A 19,746-nucleotide genomic window follows, 5' to 3' on the forward strand; every position below is an offset into this window, starting at 1 on the left:
GCGACGGTGCGCTGGCGTTTGGCCCCTGACGCATCCGACGGACTGTCAGGCCGGGCCCGCGTCGCAAGCGGGTCCGGTCAGCTCCCGAGAGTTCATGCCGTCACGCACGGCACCGTTTTCACCCGAGCCCTCACCCATGAACTTCCGTTTTCAATGCTGGTTGCAGCGGCACGTCAGCGGCCGGGTGACGCTCACGCCTCTGGCGCTGCGCCGTCTCGCGGTGCACGCGGACTCGCTGGAGGCCGCCACCGAGGAGCTGACGCTCGCGCTGGACGACCAACTCTCCCGCGTCCACCCACGGCGCGTGCCGGAGTTCATCGCCCCCACCGGAGGGGCGCTCGAAGCGGTGGAGTTGCCCGCGATTCCCGTCTGGGGCGCCGAGCAGAATCACTTCGCGCCGCTGACGCTGTCCGCCGTGGTGGCTCCCACGCTCAATGCCTTCCTGGGCCTCCACGCGCCACGCCTCAACAGCCACCACTGGTTCCAGGGCAAGACACTCCCCGCCGAGGCCCAGGAACTGCTGGGAGATCGCCTGGAGGGAATGTCCGACGCGGAGCGCCTTGCCCTGCGCCCGGATGGCCCCGAGTCCCTGCTGGAAATCGAAGTGCGGGCCACCCCCGTGGCCCTGTCGGACCTCACGCCTCGCGAGCTGCACCGGGACATTCGTCCACCACCGCGCCCTCCGGACGCGTCCGCCGACCTGGAGGACGACGGGCGAGAGGACGACGAGGACGAAGACACGGAGGCGCTGGACCTGGACAGCTGGGAGCCACGCCGCCGCACCGCGCATCGGGGCCCGGGTGAGCCGCCCGCGAAGCCGCCGCCTACGCCCACCCTGGACAGCGTTGGCGTGGCCTGGCACCGGCTCGCGCAGGAAGGGCAGCTCGACGCGGCCTACGAGCAGGATGCGCTGGTCGCCCTGCTCCGGACCCGGCTCGCGGCCAAGGACGCCGAACCGGTGGTCCTGGTGGGGCCTTCGGGCGTGGGCAAGACGTCGGTGCTCCACGCGCTCGCCCAGTCGCTGCGCGCCCCCACCGCCACCGAGGCCGAACGCGCCCGCCCGTTCTACTTCCTCGACGGAAGCCGGCTCATCGCGGGCGAAGGCTTCTTCGGAGACTGGCAGCAGCAGGTGCTGCGCGCCTTCCGTGAGGCCACCGAGGCCCGGGCCCTGCTGTCCCTGGGCCATGCCGTGGAGCTCCTCGACGCGGGCAAGAGCGCCCACAGTGACCAGAACGTGGCCCAGTTGCTGCTCCCGCTCCTCGCGGCACGTGACGTGGCCGTCGTGGCCGAGGCCACGGAGGAGACCTGGGCCCAGGTGGAGCAGCGCAACGCCAGCTTCGCCCGGCTCTTCTCGGTGGTGCGCGTCGCGGAGCCCACGCCCGACGCGCTCGGCCGCATCGTCGCCAAGGTGGCCGAGGACGACGCCCTGGCCGCCGCGATGCAGGTCCGTCCCGACGCGCTCGACGAGGCGCGCTTCCTGTGCCGCCGCTTCCTGCCCTACGGCGCCCAGGTGGGCAACACCGTGGCCTTCGTACGCCGGCTGCTGGCGTCGTGTGCCCAGGCCTCGCGATCCTCCGTCACCCGGCTGGAGGCCATCCGCCAGTTCGCCTCGGAGTCCGGCATCCCCGAGCACCTGCTCCGGGACGACCAGCCGCTGGAGGCCGCACACGTGCGCGACTTCCTGGCCTCGCGGGTGATGGGGCAGGACGCCGCCGTGGAGCGCGCGGCCTCGGTGGTATCAATCCTCAAGGCCGGCATGTCCGACGTGCGGCGCCCGCTGGCAGTGCTGCTCTTCGTGGGTCCCACCGGAGTGGGCAAGACGGAGCTGTCCAAGGCGCTGGCGGAGCTGCTCTTCGGTGCGAAGGAGCGCATGGTCCGCCTGGACATGGGCGAGTACGCCGGTCCGGACGCACTGCTGCGATTGATGGGAGATGGGGAGACGCCGGGCTACCTCACCTCGGCGGTGCGCCGGCAGCCCTTCTGCGTGGTGCTGCTGGACGAGGTGGAGAAGGCCCACCCCGCCGTTCACGATGCGCTGCTGGGCGTCTTGGGCGAAGGCCGCCTCACCGATGCCTCCGGGCGCTTCACGGACTTCCGCAACGCCCTCATCATCCTCACCAGCAACCTGGGCGCGGACACCCTGCGCGCCCGCGTGGGCTTCGATGCGTCGGGCGGTGCACCCGACATGGCCTCCCTGCGCGCGCACTACCTCTCCGAGGTGCAGCGCTTCTTCCGGCCGGAGATGTTCAACCGGATGGACGACGTGGTCGTCTTCTCACCGCTGTCCGCCCCGCTGCTGCGCCGGCTGGTGGTCCGTGAGCTCGAAGCCGTGTGCCGCCGTCCAGGCCTCTCGCTCCACGATGCCCTGCTGGAGGTCACCCCCGCCGCCCAGGACTGGCTGGCCCTGCGAGGCTTCGACGCGCGGTATGGCGCCCGCCCGTTGAAGCGCGCGCTGGAGCGCGACCTGGTGGTCCCCGTGGCGGACTGGCTCGCGGCGCATCCTCGCATGGGGCCGGCGAGCCTCACGGTGGACGCGGGAACCACGGGACTCGAACTGCGCGCCGAGTCCCTGGGCGGCACCGCCGAGGGCGGGGGCCGGGAGGCCATCGAGCGGATCCTCGAGGAAGCAGCCACCGTGCGCGCGGAGGTCCAGCGTTGGAGCCGCTGCGCGCCCATGCGCTCCCTGCGCCGCGTCCTGGCCGTCTTCGACAAGGTCTCCCGGCACGCCGCATACTGGGAGGAGCGGACGCTGGCCGAAGAAAACTCACGCAAGTCGTCGGAGGCGCGAGCGCTGGAACAGTCGCTTCGGGAGTGCGCGCAGCAAGCGGAGGCCATCGAGGACCTGCTCTTCGAGGCCCACCTGTCCAGGACCGTGGATCAGGTGGAGTCCCTGAGCCGCGAGGTGAGCCAGGTGAAGGCGGCCTTCGCGCGCATCCGGCAACGCATCTACTCCTCCCTCTTCCCCCCGTCACATGGCGCGACCCTCTACCTGGTGCCAGGGCGCGGCGCGTGGAGGCAGGCCCGCATGCTCGCCTTGGCCTATGAGGGGTGGGCCCAGAAGGCGTCCATGGAGAAGCGGCGAGGCCTGCTCTCCGTCCCCGAGCGCAAGCCCGGCGAGAAGGCCCATCGTACCCCTCCGCCGCCGCAATGGCGGTGGGCCGACGATGAGACCTTCGACAAGCTCGTCATACAACCGGTCGCCTATGCGATTCAGGTCAAGGGCGGCCCCCACGCACTGCTGCTCGCTGGCGAGCACGGCCTGCATCGCTTCATCGAAGGCAGTCAGATTTCGATGGTGCATGCGTACTTCGAGCCGCGGCCCCTCTCGCTGTTCGACCTCTCCTCCCGGGAGGCGTTGCAGAAGCAGTTGCCGAAAAACGAGGTCCGTCAGGTGCGCCTGTCGGGCAGCGGTTCCGGCCAGGGGACGCTGACGGACCTTCGCACCGGGGTGCAGCAGCGCTTCGGTCTGGAGGGGCCTGCCCTGGAGCCCCTGCTGGAGCCCTGGATGCAGTGGCGTGTCTTCAACAGCCGGGACGAGGACTGACGACATGGACCTGAAGCTTCCCCTCGTGGTGGCCCCGCTCAGCGGCCGGCTCGTCGAGGCCTGGGTGCCCACCTTCTTCCCGGCGCTGCACAAGGCGGGGCCCAGCCTCTCCATGCTGCGAGACGAACTCGCGCTCGCCGTCATGGAGCGCTTCGAGCGCGAGTCGCCCTCCCAGGTGGCGCAGTACCAACTTCCACCCCACTTCGCCCTCAAGCACGTCGCCGTCGATGCGGAAGGCAGGGACCGGGAGAAGAACCGGCGCGTCGTCCTCCAGGGCACCATGTCCGTGCTGCTGGAGAAGTGGCCCCGTGACACCTTCTGGGTCGTCACCCCCACCCGGCTCCCCGCCGCGCGCTTCGCGCTGAACCAGCCCGCGGACCTGCCCCAGGCGCTCGCGCGACGGCTGGTGGCGTGGTGTCTGGAACACAACCTGGACTCCCTGGACACGCACTGGGCCCAGGGCCGGGAGCAACTGGAGCTCCTGGAGGTGGATGCCTATGCCCCCTCGGTCCTCCCGCGCACGCCGCCGCGACCGGCTCAGCCCGCGCGACGCCGCCGGGCGAAGAACCCGGAGAAGGAAGACACCGCGCCCGAAACGCCAGAGCAGCGGGAGCAGCGCCGCAACCGGCGGCGCCTCACCCTGGTGGAGCTCCGGGCCGTGGCGCGCAACCTGAGCCACGGTGCCCGAGACGGCACGCTGGAGCGCTGCTTCGGCCGCGAGGCGCTGGTTCGCGAGCTCGTGGAGGCGCTCGAAGGCCGAGAAGGCTCCGCGCTGGTGCTGGTGGGTCCCCCTGGCGCGGGCAAGACAGCCCTGATTCATGAAGCGGTGAGCCGGCTCACGGCACGGCAGGATGCAGCGGGCGTGCGTCGCGACATGTGGCGCGTGGACGGCAACCAGTTCATCGCCGGGATGATGTACGTGGGCCAGTGGGAGGCCCGCGCGCGGGGCGTGGTGAAGGAGCTGATGGAGGTCGGCGACCTGCTCTACGTGGACGACCTGGCCTCGCTCGTCTACGCGGGCCGCACGCGCAATGAGCGCACCAACGTCGCGCAGTTCCTGGAGCCCCACATGGCCCGGGGCGAGCTCACCGTGCTCGCCGAGTCCACGCCCGAGCGCTTCGAGCGCGTGCGGGAAGAAGCCCCCACCCTCGCCTCGCTCTTCCGGGTCATCCACGTCCCCGCGCTGGATGCGCGTGCCACGCTGCCCGCGCTCCTCGGCACCGTGCGAGAGTTGGAGGCGGAAGGCACGGACAGCGCGGTCCGGCTCTCGCCGCTGGCGCTGGAGACCCTGCTCTCCTTGCAGGAGCGCTTCGTGTCGCACGAGGCGTTCCCGGGCAAGGCCGTCCGTCTGCTCCGCCGGGTCATGGCCCGACAGGGCGTCAGCACCTCGGGCACCCGGCGCTTTTCGTCGGGGGACGTCATCGACGCGATGCGGGAGCAGACGGGCCTACCGGACTTCATCCTGGGCAGCGCCCAGCCGAAGAAGCGCGAAGCGCTGACGTGGGAGATGCAGCGGCAGGTGGCGGGCCAGCCCGAAGCCGTGGAAGCCGTGGTGGACGCCATCCTCACGTTGCAGTCCGCGCTCCAGCCGTCCGACAAGCCCCTGGCCACCTACCTCTTCGTGGGTCCCACGGGCGTGGGCAAGACGGAGACGGCGAAGGCGCTCGCGCGGACGCTCTTCGGCGGAGAGCAGCGGCTCATCCGTTTCGACATGTCGGAGTTCGTCACGTCCTCCAGCATCACCCGGCTGCTCGGGCGGCCCGGCGCGCCTGACGGCGAGCTGACCACCGCGCTGCGCACCCAGCCCTTCTGCGTGGTGCTGTTCGACGAAGTGGAGAAGGCCCATCCCCGCGTGTTCGACGCCCTCCTCCAGTTCCTTGGTGAGGGTCGGTTGACGGACGGAGCGGGACGCACGGTGGATGCACGGCAGTCCGTCGTCGTGCTCACGAGCAACCTCGGCGTGCGCGAGGCCGCCACCCACACCGGCTTCCACCGCGCCGCGGACAGCGCGGAGGCGCACTACCTCTCCGCCGTGCGTGCCTGGTTCCGCCCGGAGTTCTTCAACCGGCTGGACCGGGTGGTGCCCTTCCGTCCGCTCACACCCGCCGCGCTGCGCGTGGTGGTGGACCTCGCGCTCGAAGCCCTGCTGTCGCGCCATGGCATCCGGCAGGGCAACGTGCTGGTGGAGGTCGAACCGCGCCTGCTGGACCTGCTGGTGGAGGAGGCCTACGACCCGCGCTACGGAGCCCGCCCCCTCAAGCGCGCATTGGAGAAGCGCCTCACGTTGCCCCTGGCCCACCACCTGGTGCGGCGGAGCGCGGACGACCTCGCGCGCGTGGAGCTGCTACGGGACGGCAACGACCTGCGCGTGTCGGTGGAGGTGCTGGTCAACACGCCTGCGTGGGCACCCGAGCGGCCGGCCTCTGCATGGAGCCTGGCGGAGGTTTCCCGCCTGCTCGAGGAGACCCGTTCGCGGCTGGAGGCGTTGATGTCGAAGGAGGTGCCTGAGGCGGGAGAACTGGCGGAGCGACTGCACCGGCTGGCACTCGAGGCCACGGACATCCGCGACTACGAGCTGGCCCCGCGCGACTTCCAGGACGCGCCGTCGCCTGCGTCCACCGTGAAGCAGATGCTGACTTCGCACTCGAGTCGCGTGGGCCACCTGGGCCTGCGGCATCGCCCTGTGTATGAGGAGCGCCTGCTGCACGTCTCGAACGAGGAACAGCTCCGCCGCGCACAGCCCCGGGTGTTGGCCCTTCGCGACGAGACCGCCTGGGTCGAACATCAGCTCACGCACCTGGCGCGGGGGACGGACGTCGTGACGGTGTTGGTGGAGGGGCTCGGCGACGCGACGCCATCCGCGGTGTGGACCGTGGCCCACTCCCTCCCCAGCGCGCTCGGGGAGTCGGCGATGTACCTGGAAGCCGTCCATGCCGACGGGCGCACCGAGTGGTTCCAGTCCGGAGACGAGCGGTCCGAGGACCTGACGCTCCGGCGTGTCGCCGTTCGGATGTCGGCCATCGGCCTGCGCGAGGTGCTGGCGCCCCTTCGAGGCTATGCGCTGGTGGACCTTGTCCATGGCGACGGGCCGCGCCAGGTCCTGGTCCGACTGGAGCACCTGTCCGAAGACGTGGGGAGTCTGGAAGACGTGCCGCGCGTGATGGCCGCATGGGACGAGGCAGTCGTCCGCGAACGCGAAGCCCGTAGGAGCGGCGCCGCGTCAGTGGGCGCGGCCAGCCACGTCATCCTGCGTGGCCGCGAGGGTGTCACGACTGGACGGCCCCACGACTCGACCGAACTCATGCACGTCGCGAGCGGACGCCGCCCCAGGGAGGCGCTCGCGTGGGCCGCGAGGGTGCTCCGGGAACCCAGCCAGGGACACGACTGACATGGAAAAGAACGTCCACCTCTTCGTGCGCACCTATCCCGGGCTGGGCGTGGCGGCGCATGTCCTCACCCACCCGCACCTGGCGGCCTTCGCGCCGACGCTGCACGCCGCGAGGCTCGACATCGCGGCGGTGGTGGGGCGGCTCCTCAAGCGAGGAGAGCTCTGGGACGAAGAGACCCACTGGAGCGATTTGCGCCAGCGGAAGACGACGCTGACAGTGCGCGCGCTCGAACACGGGAAGATGCTGTCCGTCCCCCTGCGACTCACCGTGCTCACGCACGGAGTGAAGGCCCGCACCGCACGCCAGGGAGCACCGGCGCGCCAGTCCCTGCGCGTGTGGGTGCCCCGTGTGGACGTCAAGGGCACGCTGCACGATGCGGCGGACCTGGAGCCCTTCGTCGAGGAGATGGTCCGCCACGAGCTCTATCTCGCGTCGCTCGACCGGCTGCACGCGCTGGCCTACGTGGGAGAGGAACAGGTAGAGACGCTGTCAGTGCCCGTCCGCTTCCGGGACACGCCGCGTGCCCGCGCGCTCGATGCCGCGAAGCCGCAGCGGCGCCAGGCGCCACCGCCGGGGCTCGCGGAAGCCAGCCGGTGTCTCAATGAGGAAGCACGCGCGGGTTTGCTGGAGCGCGCCTGGGAACGGGACCTGGAGGTGTCCCGGCTCGCGGAGGCCGTCACCTCGCGCACCCGCGCCAGCGTGCTCCTGGTGGGCCCGTCGTCCGTGGGCAAGACGGCCCTGGTTCATGAGCTCGTGCAACGCGCGGAGGTGGCCACCACGGGTTCGCCGCTTCACGGGTTGGAGGTCTTCAGCTCCTCCGGTGGCCGCATCATGGCGGGCATGCGCTACCTGGGGCAGTGGCAGGAGCGCGTGAAGCACATGGTGGAGGCCCTGCGTGTTCGCCGGGCCGTGCTGCACCTCGACAGCCTGCCGGAGCTGCTGTCCCTGGGGAGCGGCGACACGGGGCTGGATGTGGCGCGTCAGTTGCTACCCGCCTTGGAAAGTGGCGAAGTCTCTCTCGTCCTGGAGGCGACACCGGAGGACGTGGCCCGCGCGGAGCGGACCCACGCCGCGTTCCTGCAATCGCTCCGGCACATCGCCGTGGCGCCCCTTTCGGCCCAGGCCGCACGCACAGCGCTTCAGCAGGCCTCGCATCGGGTGGGCCGCGCTCGCAAGGTGCGCTTCACGCCCGACGCGTTGGACCGGGCTGGCGAACTCACGGAGCGCTTCGGCTCGGGCCCTTCGCCCGGAGGCGCGGTGTCCCTGCTGCGCGCCGCCAGCACGGAGCCCGGCGCGGCCGGAGACGTGAACGCCGCTTCGGTGACGCGCGCCTTCTGCACCCGGACGGGGTACCCGCTCGAGTTGGTGGACTCCGCCATCCGGTTGGACCCGGATGCCCTGCTCCGCCGCTTCCGCGAGCGCGTGGTGGGCCAGGACGAGGCCACCCTCCTCCTGCGCAACCTCGTCGTCACGCTGAAAACGGGTCTGGCGGACCCCTCGCGTCCGCTGGGCGCCTTCCTGCTGCTCGGTCCCACCGGCGTGGGCAAGACGGAGTCGGCGCTCGCGCTGGCGGAGTACCTGTTTGGCGACGTGGCCCGGATGGCGCGCTTCGACATGGCGGAGTACGCCGCGTCTGGCAGCGCCACCCGGCTGGTGGGAGATGCGGGAGGCCAACAAGGCAGCCTGGCGCGGCGCGTCCGCGAGCAGCCCTTCGGCGTGGTGCTGCTGGACGAAATCGAAAAAGCAGACGCGGGCGTCCATGACCTGCTGTTGCAGGTGCTCGGCGAAGGCCGGCTCACGGATGCCACTGGCCGCACCGTCAGCTTCCGCAACACCGTGGTGCTGCTCACCAGCAACCTGGGCGCGGACAGCGCGGGGCGCTCGCTGGGCTTCGGGGAGCGCGGCGCCCTGGAGCGGGCGGCGCACTACCTGGGGGCCGCGGCGGCCTTCTTCCGGCCGGAGCTGCTGAACCGGTTGGATCGGGTGGTGCCCTACCGCGCGCTCACGGAGGACGTCATTGAATCACTCGCCCGGCGCGCGTTGGAGGCGGCCCTCTCTCGCGAGGGGCTCAGCCGCCGCGGCGTGAAGGTGACCTTCGGCGAGGACGTGGTGAAGCACCTGGCGCGCACCGGCTTCGACGCACGCTATGGGGCCAGGCCTCTCAAGCGCGCCGTGGAGCAACAGGTGGTCGCGCCCCTGGCGCGGTGGTTGGCGGCTCAGACCACCAGCAATCCGCCCCAGGTGGTGCTCCGCGTGGGAGCTGAGGGGCGGATTGCGTTGAGCGGCCTCGAATGACCTCCGAGGCCGCCCAGGCCAGCGATGGACGCTGTGCGGTGCGGCCTAGCCCTTGAAGTTCTGGGCCACGAAGTCCCAGTTCACGAGGTGCGTCAGGAACGTCTCGATGAACTTCGGACGCGCGTTCCGGTAGTCGATGTAATACGCGTGCTCCCACACGTCGATGGTCAGCAGGGCCTTCTGGCCGTGCTTCATCGGCAGGTCCGCGTTGCCCGTCTTGGTGACCTTGAGCTTGCCGCCCTCCAGCACCAGCCAGGCCCAGCCCGAGCCGAACTGCGTGGCCGCGGCGTTGGAGAACTCCTCCTTGAACTTCTCGAAGGAGCCAAAGTCACGGTCGATGGCCGCCGCGAGATCACCCGTCGGCTTGCCGCCGCCAGCGGGCTTCATGCAATTCCAGAAGAAGGTGTGGTTCCACACCTGCGCGGCGTTGTTGAACACGCCACCGTCGCTGCTGAGGATGACCTCCTCCAGCGACTTGTTCGCCTCCGGCTTGCCGTCCAGGAGCTTGTTCAGGTTGTTGACGTAGGCGGCGTGGTGCTTGTCGTGGTGGAACTCGAGCGTCTCCGCGCTCATGTGCGGCGCGAGGGCGTCCTTCTTGTAAGGCAGTTCGGGCAAAGTGAACGGCATGGTCGTTTCCTTTCGGTGTGAGAGGTCAGGCGCCATCGCTATCAGACGGCGGCAGAGAGGTCACGGTTCGATAGCCCCGCGCCCAATAAAGAAGGGGCTCCTGCGGACGTCCCTCATGAACACGTGTGACGCGGCCGACAATCAGCGTGTGGTCACCGTGACGGTGCAGGCCATGGACCTGGCATGACAGCCCCACCAGGCTGTCCCGCACGATGGCGTCCGCATCGAAGAGCTGCGCATCCAGCTCACCCTTCGCGCACTGCACGGAGATGGAACGTTGTGCGGCGGACAGGATGCTGAGCATGAAGACACCGGAGGCTTCCACGCGCTTCAAGGTGCGGGACGCCTCCGACAGCGCCACCACCACCAGCGGCGGGTCCAGCGACAGGGAGCTGAAGGAGCTCACCGTCGTCGCCCTCAGGCCGTCGGTGTCCCGTATCGCTACCACGGCCACGCCGCTGGCCCACCGGGCCATGGCATCCCGGAAGCCGCGCGCGTCCACACCTTCTGGCGAGCTCTGCGTCATGCCCCCTGGATACAGGCGCTCCGCCCACCTGTCATCACACCTGCCAATAGATTGGCGGGTTGTTGTTCCAATGGCAGGGGTCTGGCGTACCCACGAGAAAACCTGCCCGACACGAAGCAGACGGACCTCCGTGGCCTGTGAATGACCCACACCAAAAGTGAAGCCGCTCAAGCCCCCAGCGCCTCCGCCTTCTCAATGAGGACGGAACGATGCGTCGGAACCGGAAGGGAGCACTGCGGTGGATCATTCCGCTGGGCGTGCTGAGGGCCTGCGGTGGAGCACCTGACGCAGCCCGCGCACGAAACGCGAGGCGCGCCGTCCCGGTGCCTGGAGGCACACCCCAGGCACCGGACGTGACACTCAGACAGCCAGCGTGCGGGACACCGGCAGCTCGCGGATGCGGGTGCCCGTGAGCGCGAAGATGGCGTTGATGATGGCGGGCGCCACCGGAGGCACGCCGGGCTCGCCAATGCCCCCGGACGGCAGCTCGCTGGGGACGATGTCGACGTGAATCTTCCGCGGCGCCTCGCCGATGCGCACCAGCTTGAGGTCGCGGAAGTTCGACTGCTCCGTCACGCCGCCCTTCATGGTGACGGCGCCATGCAACGCGATGCTCATGCCGAAGATGATCGAGCCCTCCATCTGTGAGCGCACGCGCTCCGGATTGAGAATCGTCCCGGCATCCACCGACACCCACGCCTCGTCGACGCGGATGCGCCCCTGGTCATCCTTGACCACCGAGGCCACCACGGCCACGTAGCTGAGGAAGCTGCGGTGCGCGGCGAGCCCCAGCGCCCGGCCGTTCGCCTTGCGCGCGTCCCAGCCGGACATCGCCGTCACGCGCTCGATGACGCCGCGCAAGCGCCCCGCGTCCACGGGGTGGTCCTCCACCGACGCGCCGTAGTTTCGCAGCGCGGTGATGCCCAACTCCTGGAGCGACGCCTTGCGCGGCGGCCCCAGCACCTCCAGGAGCATGTCGCGCGAGTCCGAGCCACGAAGGTGCGCCAGCTCGTCCACGAACGCGTTCACGGAGAAGGCGTGGAAGATGTTGTAGACGGACCGGAGCCAGCCGATTCGCACGTGCGGAGGCGCCTCGCAGGTCTCTGCCCGGACGTTTGGCACGGAGAGCGCCAGGTCGAGCACGCCTTGCTGGAGGTCCGATGGGCTGGGCCGCGTGGCCTGCCCGAAGGTGGACGCGATGGGCGGGAACGCGGTGCGGTGCCGCCACGCGATGACCTTGCCGGATGCGTCCAGCCCAGCGGTGAGCTGCTGCGCGCTGACGGAGTGGTAGTAGTCGTGCCGGACGTCGTCCTCGCGCGTCCATTGCACGCGCACCGGAACGCCCGCTTCCTTCGCAAGCCACACCACCTCGGCGATGAAGTCCGCCTTGGACTTGCGGCCGAAACCTCCGCCCAGGAACGTGACGTGGACCTGGACCTTCTCCTCCGGCAGCTCCGCCGTCGCCGCCGCCACGCTCCGCGCGGCCTGCGGATGCTGCGTGGGCGCCCAGACCTCACACGTCCCGTTCTCCACCCGCGCCAGGGCCACGGGAGGCTCCATGGGGATGTGGGACTGGTGGGGAACGTGGTACTCGGCCTGGACGACGCGGGCGGCGGAAGCGAGCGCCGCGTCGATGTCTCCGACGTTGCGCGCCACCATTCCCGGCTCGCGAATCGACGCCGTCAACTGCTCCCGGTATGTCGTCGAGTCATAGGAGGCGTTCGGCCCGTCCTCCCAGGTGATGTCCAGGGCCTCGCGCCCGCGCATCGCCGCCCAGGTGTTCTCCGCGAGCACCGCGACGCCGCCCCAGAACTGGAACGTGTAGGGCGGCTTCGGCGCGGGCAGCTCGAGCACCTTCTTCACCCCGGGCACCGCGAGCGCGCGGGTGGCGTCGAAGCGAACGACCTTGCCGCCCACGACAGGCGGGCGCGCCACCACCGCGATGAGCATGCCCGGCAGACGGATGTCGGCGCCGAACACCGCGGTTCCCGTCACATAGGCCGGGCCATCCAGCAGCGGCATGGGCCGGCCCGCCATCCGCAGCTCACTCTTCGGCCGCAGCTTGACGTCCTTCACCTTCGGGATGGGCAGCCTCGACGCGTCGACCACCAGTTCGCCAAAGCCCAGCGAGCGCTTGCCGTCGCGGAGGAACACCGCGTGGTCTCGGGCCTCGCACGCCTCCGGCTTCACCTTCCAGCGGCGGGCGGCGGCGGCCACCAACATCACCCGAGCGGTGGCCCCCATGCGGCGGATGTCGTCGTACACACCCCGCACGCTGCTGGAGCCGTCCGTGTTCTGGTCGCCGTAGACCTTGTCACCGTCGGCCTGGGCCACCGTCACCCGCGCCATGTCCGCGCCCATCTCATCGGCGACGAGCACCGGCAGCGAGCTGCGCACGCCCTGCCCCATCTCCGAGCGGGCACAGACGATGGTGACCGCTCCGTCCGGAGCCACGTGGACGAACACGTTCGGGTTCAACCCCGGAGCGCCCTTCGCCGTGGAGGAACCACTGGCCGCCGCGGCCAGGCCCCCGGAGAAGACCCCCAGGGCGAGCCCTCCCACTGAGAGATTCAGCCCTTCCAGGAACGAGCGCCGGCTAATCAACGTGAGCAGCTTCGTCATGGCGGCCTCGTCACTCCTCGGACATGCCCGCGGCCTTCTTCACGGCCGAGCGGATTCGCGTGTACGTCCCACACCGGCAGAGGTTGCCTGCGAGCGACTGGTCGATCTCCTTGTCGGACGGCCGCGGCTTCTTCGCCAGCAGCGCCGCCGCGCACATGATCTGCCCCGCCTGGCAGAAGCCACACTGCGGAACACCCAGTTCCACCCAGGCCTTCTGCAGCGGGTGGTTGCCGTCGGGAGACAGCCCTTCGATGGTCGTCACCGAGTGCCCCTCCGCGCGGCGGACGGGTGTCACGCACGCGCGGACCGGCTGCCCGTCGAGGTGGACGGTGCACGAGCCACACAGCGCCTGACCGCAGCCGTACTTCGTGCCGGTGAGCCCGAGCACGTCCCGCACCGCCCACAGCAGCGGCATCTCCGGGTCGACGTCCAGCTCCTTCTCCTCACCGTTGATGCGAACGCGAACCGTCACGGCCGTGCCTCCTCGCTCGGGCACTCCGAGCCCGTCTCCCCCCAGGCCGCGACGATGGCGCCGAACTGCGCCTGCGTCCCCGGAGCGGGCTCACGCCCCAAGCCCGGGTTCCATCCCCAGGCCACCAATGCGTCGTGGGCGTTGTGTTCAATCATCTGCGCGGGCGTCTTGCCGCCGTTGCGCTTCATGTCCTTAAGCTGCTCGCACACCTCACGAGGGCTCTTCCCCACCCACGCCATTTCGATGGGGGCGACATGCCACTTCGGCGCGCCGGGCACGCGGGCCAGGTCCTGGTTCGTGTCCTGGTGACAACTGATGCACTCCATGCCCACCACGCCCTGGTCCTCGGGGCCGCGCACCACTGGCGGGTCATGAAGCTGGCCGTCGTCACCTTGCAGCGGGCTGTCTCCCGCCGGGTGACAGTTCGCGCACCGCGGGTGGAAGAAGACGCGGCTGGCCTCCAGGAAGAGCGCGCGGGAGCGCTCCTTCCGGTCCAGGATGGCCGCGAAGGCTTCCACGGGTCGCAGCGCGTTGGGGGCAACCTCGGGCAGCGCGGGCATCTGCGCCGCCGCGGCATCGGGCTCCCGCTTGCACCCACCCGCCAGCAGGAGGGCGGAGAGCGAGGCCATGACCGGAAGAGATGGCTGCATCAAGCCAAGGCTCCGGCATGTCCGTACCAACTACAAGGCGAATGTTCGGGGGCCAGGATGACCCCACACGTGACGGTTCAGTGAACGGCACTCGCTTCAGCCTGCGCGCCTTCCGCTTCTGCGGCCTCCACTTCGTCGAACCGGAATTTTCCGTCCTTGAAGTCCGCTCTCACGCGGCTGTTCTCATGGATGTCGCCCGAGATGAGCTTCTCCGCGAGCGGCGCCTCGATGGCGCGCTGGATTTCACGCCGCAGCGGACGCGCGCCGAAGGTGGGGTCCCATCCCTTGTCCACCAGCGCTTCCAGCGCCGCGGGCGTCACCTCCAGCGCGATGCCCTGGCCGTGCAGCAGGCGGCGCGTCTTCTCCAGCATCAGGTCCACGATGGCGCGCAGCTGCGCGCGGTTGAGCGGCTCGAAGACCACCGTCTCGTCGATGCGGTTGAGGAACTCGGGCGGGAAGTGCCCCTTGAGCACGCCCATGACGCGCTCCCGCATGCGCTCCTGCGGTTCCTTGCGCGCGGTGGACTCCTGGATGAGGTGCGAGCCCAGGTTGCTGGTGCCGATGATGACGGTGTTCTTGAAGTTCACCACCGTGCCCTGCGCGTCCGTGAGCCGCCCATCATCGAGCACCTGGAGCAGCATGTGGAACACGTCGGGGTGGGCCTTCTCCACCTCGTCGAAGAGGAGCACGGAGTAGGGCCGCCGCCGCACGGCCTCGGTGAGCTGGCCGCCCTCCTCGTAACCGATATAGCCCGGCGGCGCGCCCACCAACCGGCTCACGGTGTGCTTCTCCATGTACTCACTCATGTCGAAGCGGACGAGCGCCTTCTCGTCACCGAAGAGCAGCTCCGCCAGCGTCTTCGCCAGCTCCGTCTTGCCCACGCCCGTGGGGCCCAGGAAGAGGAAGGAGCCAATGGGGCGCGACTCGTCCTTGAGCCCCGCCCTCGCCCGCCGGATGGCCTGGGACAGCACGCGGATGGCCTCGTCCTGACCGATGACGCGCTCGTGCAGGCGCGACTCCAGCGCCAGCAGCTTCTTGCGCTCGTCCTCCGTCATCTGCGTCACGGGGATGCCCGTCATACGCGACAGCACCTCCGCCACGTCCTCGGCGCGGACCTCCGGCGTCTCACTGGACTTCTGCGTGCGGCGCTCCTTCTGCGCGCTCTGGACCTCGCGCTCGGCGGCGTTCAGCTTCGACTCCAGCTCCTGGATGCGCGGCCCCGCCTTCCGGCCGCGTGCCTCGTCGAGCGAGCGCTTCACCTTCACCACCTCATGCTCCGCGTTCACCAACCGCTCCGGTGGCAACGTGAGCCGCAAGCGCACCCGGGCCGCCGCCTGGTCCACCAGGTCAATGGCCTTGTCCGGCAGGAAGCGCCCGGTGACGTAGCGGTCCGACAGCTCCACCGCCGCCACCAGCGCCGCGTCCGCGATGCGCACGCGGTGGTGGGATTCGTAGCGGTCCTTGAGGCCTCGCAGAATCTCGATGGCCTGCTCGGCCGTCGGCTCCGGGACGACCACGGGCTGGAAGCGGCGTTCGAGCGCCGCGTCCTTCTCGATGCGCTTGCGGTACTCGTCCAGCGTCGTCGCGCCAATGACGTGCAGCTCGCCGCGCGCCAGGGATGGCTTGAGCATGTTGCCCGCATCCATGGCGCCCTCCGCCGCGCCCGCCCCGACGATGGTGTGAATCTCGTCGATGAAGAGGACGATGTCGTCGCTGTGCTCCTTCACCTCGTCCATGACCTTCTTCAGCCGCTCCTCGAACTCGCCGCGGTACTTGCTGCCCGCGAGCAGGCCGGACAGGTCCAGTTGCAGCACGCGCTTGTCGCGAAGCGTGTCCGGGACCGCGGCGGAGATGATGCGCTGGGCAATCCCCTCCACGATGGCCGTCTTGCCCACGCCCGGCTCACCGATGAGCACGGGGTTGTTCTTGGTGCGGCGCGAGAGGATTTCGAGCGTGGTCTCGATTTCGTTGGCCCGCCCCACCACCGGGTCCAGCTTCCCTTCCGAGGCCAGGCGCGTCAGGTCGCGGCAGTACTCGTCCAGCGTGGGCGTGGGCGACCGGCGTGCCTCTGCTGAAGGTGCCAGCGCTTCCGCGACGGCCGCGCGCGCCTTGCCGTGCTGGGCCCCTTGCTCACGCAGAATCTCCGACGCCAGTCCTTCCCCTTCATGCAGCAATCCCAGCAACACGTGCTCGGGGCCCACGTAGGAATGCCCCAGCTCGTAGGCCTCCTGGTACGCGAGCTCCAGGGCGCGCTTCGCATGCGGCGACAGCTCGGGACGCTCCATGGGGCGCTTCCCACGGCGCATCTCGGACTCGGCGCGCTCGGCGACGCGGGCCGGGTCCAGCTTCATGCGACTGAGCGCGGTCCGGCCCAGCGGGTCCTTCGCGAGCGCCACCAGCAGGTGCTCCGTGTCGATGGAAGCCGCACCCGCGCTTCGCGCCGCCTCGAAGGCCGCTTCCAGTACGCGCCGCGTCTCATCGGAGAAGGCCTCGGTGATGTCGTAGCGCTCCACCGGCTGCTGGAGTGAACGCGTCAGCCCCCCGAAGTCCTCGTCTCCGAAGTCACTGAAGAACTGGTCGAAGAGCGACGTGCCCAGCCCCATGCGGCCGAAGCGTGAGCGCTGGCTGCTACAGATGTCACACAGTGACTCGGTGGTCCGCCGGTTCCCCATGACGCGGGTGACTCGGGTGGTCGCCGGGCGCTGGTGGCAGAGGTCGCAGACATTGGCCATGAGTTGGGGTCCCCCCGAACGACGGTTCAACGCCAACGCTAGGGACGGCCAGTGCGCCTCACCTCGGCCTCAGGGCAGGGCCGGGCGTCCAAGGTGGCCCCCTGTTGCAGGGGACGCTAACCTGCCGGAAGAGTCGCTCTTTCCATGCCCTCCGGGAGTCCCCGACATGTCCGAGCAGAAGCCCCGCCTGAAGCGCCCCGTGGAGAATGTCCGCGCCGAGCTGCTCGCGGACCCAGACACCCAGCGCATCGCGAAGTCCCTTGATATGGAACTGGAGGCCTACGTCGAGCTGGTCCTCGACTACGCCCAGAACCCGGACAAGGAACCGACGCTCATCGTTGCCCCGGACGAGGAGCTGCGCGCCGCCGGCTACAACCCGCCGACCACCCAGGACGTCGCCAACTTCTTCATCGCCGCCGCCAATGGCGAGCTGGGCATTGGCCCACCCAAGTCCTATTACAGCGGCTTCGAAGGGAAGCAGGACGACGCGAACAAGCCGTCACTCCGGGGGGATGAGGGCCAGGAGCCCGTGAAGGTGGACGAGGAGACCAGCCAGAAGCTCCGCCAGCACGTGCCCAAGGGCGGGCCTGATCGCGTTTAGGCCGATTTGACGCAACTTTCTCCCGCGCTCCCCGACAATCCTTACATTCACCCCCTTTCATAGAGGTTCCCCCATGTCCGTTGGCGGCGCAGGTGGTTCGAACGGTAGCCGTGGCTCGAATGGCGCGAGCAATGCTGGCCGGAGCGCCGCCGCGGGTGCGGGCAACGCGGCGGGCAAGGCGGCGGGCGGTCTGGCGGGCGCGCTGGGTGGTATCGGCAAGGCGCTGGGCGGCATCGGCAAGGCGGTAGGCGGCCTGGCGAACAGCATCGGCGGCATCGCCGGCAAGATTGGCAGCGCGCTGAGCCAGGTGTCCGGCCTCGTCGACAAGGCGATGAGCGCCATCACCGGCCCCCTCAAGAGCATGATTGGCGGCCTGCTGGACAAGATGCCCTTCGGCATCGGCCAGCTCGCCAAGCCGTTCGTCGACAAGTTCATCGACAACGGGCTGGCCATGGTCGCTGGCGGTCCGCTGGGGGGCGTTGCCTCGATGTTCGGCAAGGCCGGCACCGTGGGCAAGCTGGCGGACATGGTGGAGACGGTCCGCACGGGCGCGAAGACGGTGGGCGACATCGCCGAGGGCCGCTTCAACGCCCAGCAGATGGCGGCCTTCGCCCAGGCCCAGCTGATGCGCGGGCTGTAATCCCGAATCGACGGGTGAAGCCTCCAGGGCCAGCTCCCACACGTGGGGGTTGGCCCTTCGTTCGTTTCCGAGTCCGTGTGCGCCCGCACGCGGAGTGGCCACCCGGGGCACAAGGCCGCTTGTTGCTGGCGACACCCGCCCGCAGCCGTTAAGGAGGGCCTCTCCCGCGCCGGCGCCTTCATGCGAACCACTCATCGTCCCCTCACCACCTTGGCCCTGGCCCTGAGCCTCTTCATGGCCGCCTTGGAAGCCACTGTCGTTTCCACGGCCATGCCGACGGTGGTGGGCGAGCTGGGCGGCATCCAGCACTACGCGTGGGTCTTCACCGCGTACATGCTGTCCTCCACCATCACCGTGCCCATCTACGGGAAGCTGGCGGACCTCTACGGTCGCAAGCCCGTGCTCCTGTTCGGCATCGTGCTGTTCCTCGTGGGCTCCATCGCCAGTGGCCTGTCCACGTCCATGGCCATGCTCATCGGCTTCCGGACGCTCCAGGGCCTGGGCGCGGGCGCCATGCAGCCGGTGGCGCTCACCATCATCGGGGACATCTACACGCTGGAGGAGCGCGCGAAGGTCCAGGGCGCGTTCAGCGCGGTGTGGGGCATCGCGGGCCTGATCGGGCCCATCACCGGTGGCTTCATCGTGAAGTACCTCACGTGGCACTGGGTCTTCTTCATCAACGTCCCGGTGGGCGTGGGCTGCCTCGTCCTGCTCTTGAGCTACTTCCATGAGCGCGTGGAGCGGAAGCCCCAGAAGCTGGACTACGCGGGTGCCGCGCTGCTCACCGGCTGGGTGGTGGCGCTGCTCGTCGGCGTGCAGGGTGTGGGCGTGAATCTGTGGGGGCTGCCCGTGGCGGCGGTGCTGCTCGCGGCCTTCGTCGCCGTGGAGCGCAAGGCGGCCGAGCCCATCATCCCCATGTCCATCTTCAAGGTGCCGGCCATCGTCATCTCCTCCATCGCGGGAGCGCTCTTCTCCGCGGCGATGTTCGGGGCCACCACCTACGTTCCGCTCTTCGTCCAGGGCGTCCTGGGCGGAACGCCCACCGAGGCCGGCGGGATGATTACGCCGATGATTGTCGGCTGGCCGCTGGCCGCCCTCGTGGCCGGGAAGCTGCTGCTCAAGACGGGCTTCCGCCCGCTCATCGTGGGCGGGCTGGGATTGACGGTGGTGGGCACGACGCTGATGGCGCTGCTCCTGGGGCCCCAGGCGCCCAAGCTGGTGCCGGAGGTGGCCATGGGCCTGTTCGGCATCGGCATGGGCTTCGCGTCCACCGCGCTGCTCATCGCCGTGCAGACCAGCGTGGGCTGGGAGCTGCGGGGCGTGGCCACCGCCAGCAACATGTTCTTCCGCACCATCGGCGGCGCCATCGGCGTGGGGCTGATGGGCGGCGTCATGGTGTCGCAGCTGCTCAAGGACCCGACGGTGCCGATTTCGGCGGCCAACGCCTTGATGAGCCCCGACCATGGCCAGGACCTGCCCGCGGACCTGCTGGCGACGCTGAGCGGCGCGCTGGGCACCGGGCTGAGCATCAACTTCTGGCTCATCTGCGCCTTCACCGTGGCCGCCTTCGCCGCGGGGCTGTTCTTCCCCAAGGTGTCGCGCACCACGACGGTGTCTTCCACCGAGGTGGTGGCGCCGCACTGACGTC

Annotated in this window: 12 protein-coding genes; 6 read left to right on the forward strand and 6 right to left on the reverse strand. The window is 69.7% G+C overall.

The features are described from left to right. The first annotated feature begins 136 nt into the window (after nt 1-136). From HNV26_RS08825 to HNV26_RS08835, 3 genes are read left to right on the forward strand one after another with little or no spacing between them, the layout of a single operon-like run. Entirely contained in the window at nt 137-3,544 is a 3,408-nt protein-coding gene (locus HNV26_RS08825; RefSeq protein ID WP_253816361.1) for an AAA family ATPase, read from the forward strand. A gap of 4 nt (nt 3,545-3,548) precedes the next feature. Continuing rightward, entirely contained in the window at nt 3,549-6,932 is a 3,384-nt protein-coding gene (locus HNV26_RS08830) for an AAA family ATPase (RefSeq protein WP_171441255.1), read from the forward strand. Between the two features lies 1 nt (nt 6,933). Further along, a complete protein-coding gene (locus tag HNV26_RS08835; RefSeq protein WP_171441256.1) occupies nt 6,934-9,228 on the forward strand; it encodes an AAA family ATPase in 2,295 nt (764 codons plus the stop codon). A gap of 45 nt (nt 9,229-9,273) precedes the next feature. On the opposite strand, the gene HNV26_RS08840 is transcribed toward HNV26_RS08835, so the two are convergent. The 6 genes from HNV26_RS08840 to HNV26_RS08865 form a co-directional block, all read right to left on the reverse strand. After that, entirely contained in the window at nt 9,274-9,855 is a 582-nt protein-coding gene (locus tag HNV26_RS08840) for a superoxide dismutase (protein ID WP_171441257.1), read from the reverse strand. A 25-nt stretch (nt 9,856-9,880) separates the two neighbouring features. Then, a complete protein-coding gene (locus tag HNV26_RS08845; protein WP_171441258.1) occupies nt 9,881-10,381 on the reverse strand; it encodes a flavin reductase family protein in 501 nt (166 codons plus the stop codon). A gap of 360 nt (nt 10,382-10,741) precedes the next feature. Then, the gene (locus tag HNV26_RS08850; RefSeq protein ID WP_171441259.1) at nt 10,742-13,003 is read right to left on the reverse strand and encodes a xanthine dehydrogenase family protein molybdopterin-binding subunit; all 2,262 of its coding nucleotides are present in this window, start codon (nt 13,001-13,003) and stop codon (nt 10,742-10,744) included. Between the two features lie 10 nt (nt 13,004-13,013). Continuing rightward, entirely contained in the window at nt 13,014-13,475 is a 462-nt protein-coding gene (locus HNV26_RS08855) for a (2Fe-2S)-binding protein (RefSeq protein ID WP_171441260.1), read from the reverse strand. Further along, entirely contained in the window at nt 13,472-14,104 is a 633-nt protein-coding gene (locus tag HNV26_RS08860; protein ID WP_253816362.1) for an Isoquinoline 1-oxidoreductase subunit, read from the reverse strand. Before HNV26_RS08860 ends, HNV26_RS08855 begins: the two co-directional genes overlap by 4 nt. Before the next feature lie 98 nt (nt 14,105-14,202). Continuing rightward, nucleotides 14,203-16,857 carry an ATP-dependent Clp protease ATP-binding subunit gene (locus tag HNV26_RS08865; RefSeq protein WP_171441262.1) on the reverse strand — a complete coding sequence of 885 codons (2,655 nt, stop codon included), beginning with the start codon at nt 16,855-16,857 and terminating at the stop codon, nt 14,203-14,205. Between the two features lie 166 nt (nt 16,858-17,023). On the opposite strand from HNV26_RS08865, the gene HNV26_RS08870 reads away from it, so the two are divergent. From HNV26_RS08870 to HNV26_RS08880, 3 genes are all read left to right on the forward strand, one after another. After that, the gene (locus HNV26_RS08870) at nt 17,024-17,458 is read left to right on the forward strand and encodes a hypothetical protein (RefSeq protein WP_011554819.1); all 435 of its coding nucleotides are present in this window, start codon (nt 17,024-17,026) and stop codon (nt 17,456-17,458) included. A 73-nt stretch (nt 17,459-17,531) separates the two neighbouring features. After that, nucleotides 17,532-18,098 carry a hypothetical protein gene (locus HNV26_RS08875; RefSeq protein WP_171441263.1) on the forward strand — a complete coding sequence of 189 codons (567 nt, stop codon included), beginning with the start codon at nt 17,532-17,534 and terminating at the stop codon, nt 18,096-18,098. A 180-nt stretch (nt 18,099-18,278) separates the two neighbouring features. Further along, the gene (locus tag HNV26_RS08880; RefSeq protein WP_171441264.1) at nt 18,279-19,742 is read left to right on the forward strand and encodes an MDR family MFS transporter; all 1,464 of its coding nucleotides are present in this window, start codon (nt 18,279-18,281) and stop codon (nt 19,740-19,742) included. Nucleotides 19,743-19,746 lie beyond the last annotated feature (4 nt).

Source organism: Myxococcus xanthus (assembly GCF_013116825.1).
In the GTDB taxonomy this organism is placed as follows: Bacteria; Myxococcota; Myxococcia; order Myxococcales; family Myxococcaceae; genus Myxococcus; species Myxococcus xanthus_B.

Bases quoted from the DNA above. Each gene is read 5' to 3' on its own strand.
- HNV26_RS08830 (WP_171441255.1), top strand. From the start codon at position 3,549: ATGGACCTGAAGCTTCCCCTCGTGGTGGCCCCGCTCAGCGGCCGGCTC.
- HNV26_RS08860 (WP_253816362.1), bottom strand. From the start codon at position 14,104: ATGGCCTCGCTCTCCGCCCTCCTGCTGGCGGGTGGGTGCAAGCGGGAG.
- HNV26_RS08845 (WP_171441258.1), bottom strand. From the start codon at position 10,381: ATGACGCAGAGCTCGCCAGAAGGTGTGGACGCGCGCGGCTTCCGGGAT.
- HNV26_RS08880 (WP_171441264.1), top strand. From the start codon at position 18,279: ATGCGAACCACTCATCGTCCCCTCACCACCTTGGCCCTGGCCCTGAGC.
- HNV26_RS08870 (WP_011554819.1), top strand. From the start codon at position 17,024: ATGTCCGAGCAGAAGCCCCGCCTGAAGCGCCCCGTGGAGAATGTCCGC.
- HNV26_RS08875 (WP_171441263.1), top strand. From the start codon at position 17,532: ATGTCCGTTGGCGGCGCAGGTGGTTCGAACGGTAGCCGTGGCTCGAAT.
- HNV26_RS08850 (WP_171441259.1), bottom strand. From the start codon at position 13,003: ATGACGAAGCTGCTCACGTTGATTAGCCGGCGCTCGTTCCTGGAAGGG.
- HNV26_RS08840 (WP_171441257.1), bottom strand. From the start codon at position 9,855: ATGCCGTTCACTTTGCCCGAACTGCCTTACAAGAAGGACGCCCTCGCG.
- HNV26_RS08835 (WP_171441256.1), top strand. From the start codon at position 6,934: ATGGAAAAGAACGTCCACCTCTTCGTGCGCACCTATCCCGGGCTGGGC.
- HNV26_RS08865 (WP_171441262.1), bottom strand. From the start codon at position 16,857: ATGGCCAATGTCTGCGACCTCTGCCACCAGCGCCCGGCGACCACCCGA.
- HNV26_RS08825 (WP_253816361.1), top strand. From the start codon at position 137: ATGAACTTCCGTTTTCAATGCTGGTTGCAGCGGCACGTCAGCGGCCGG.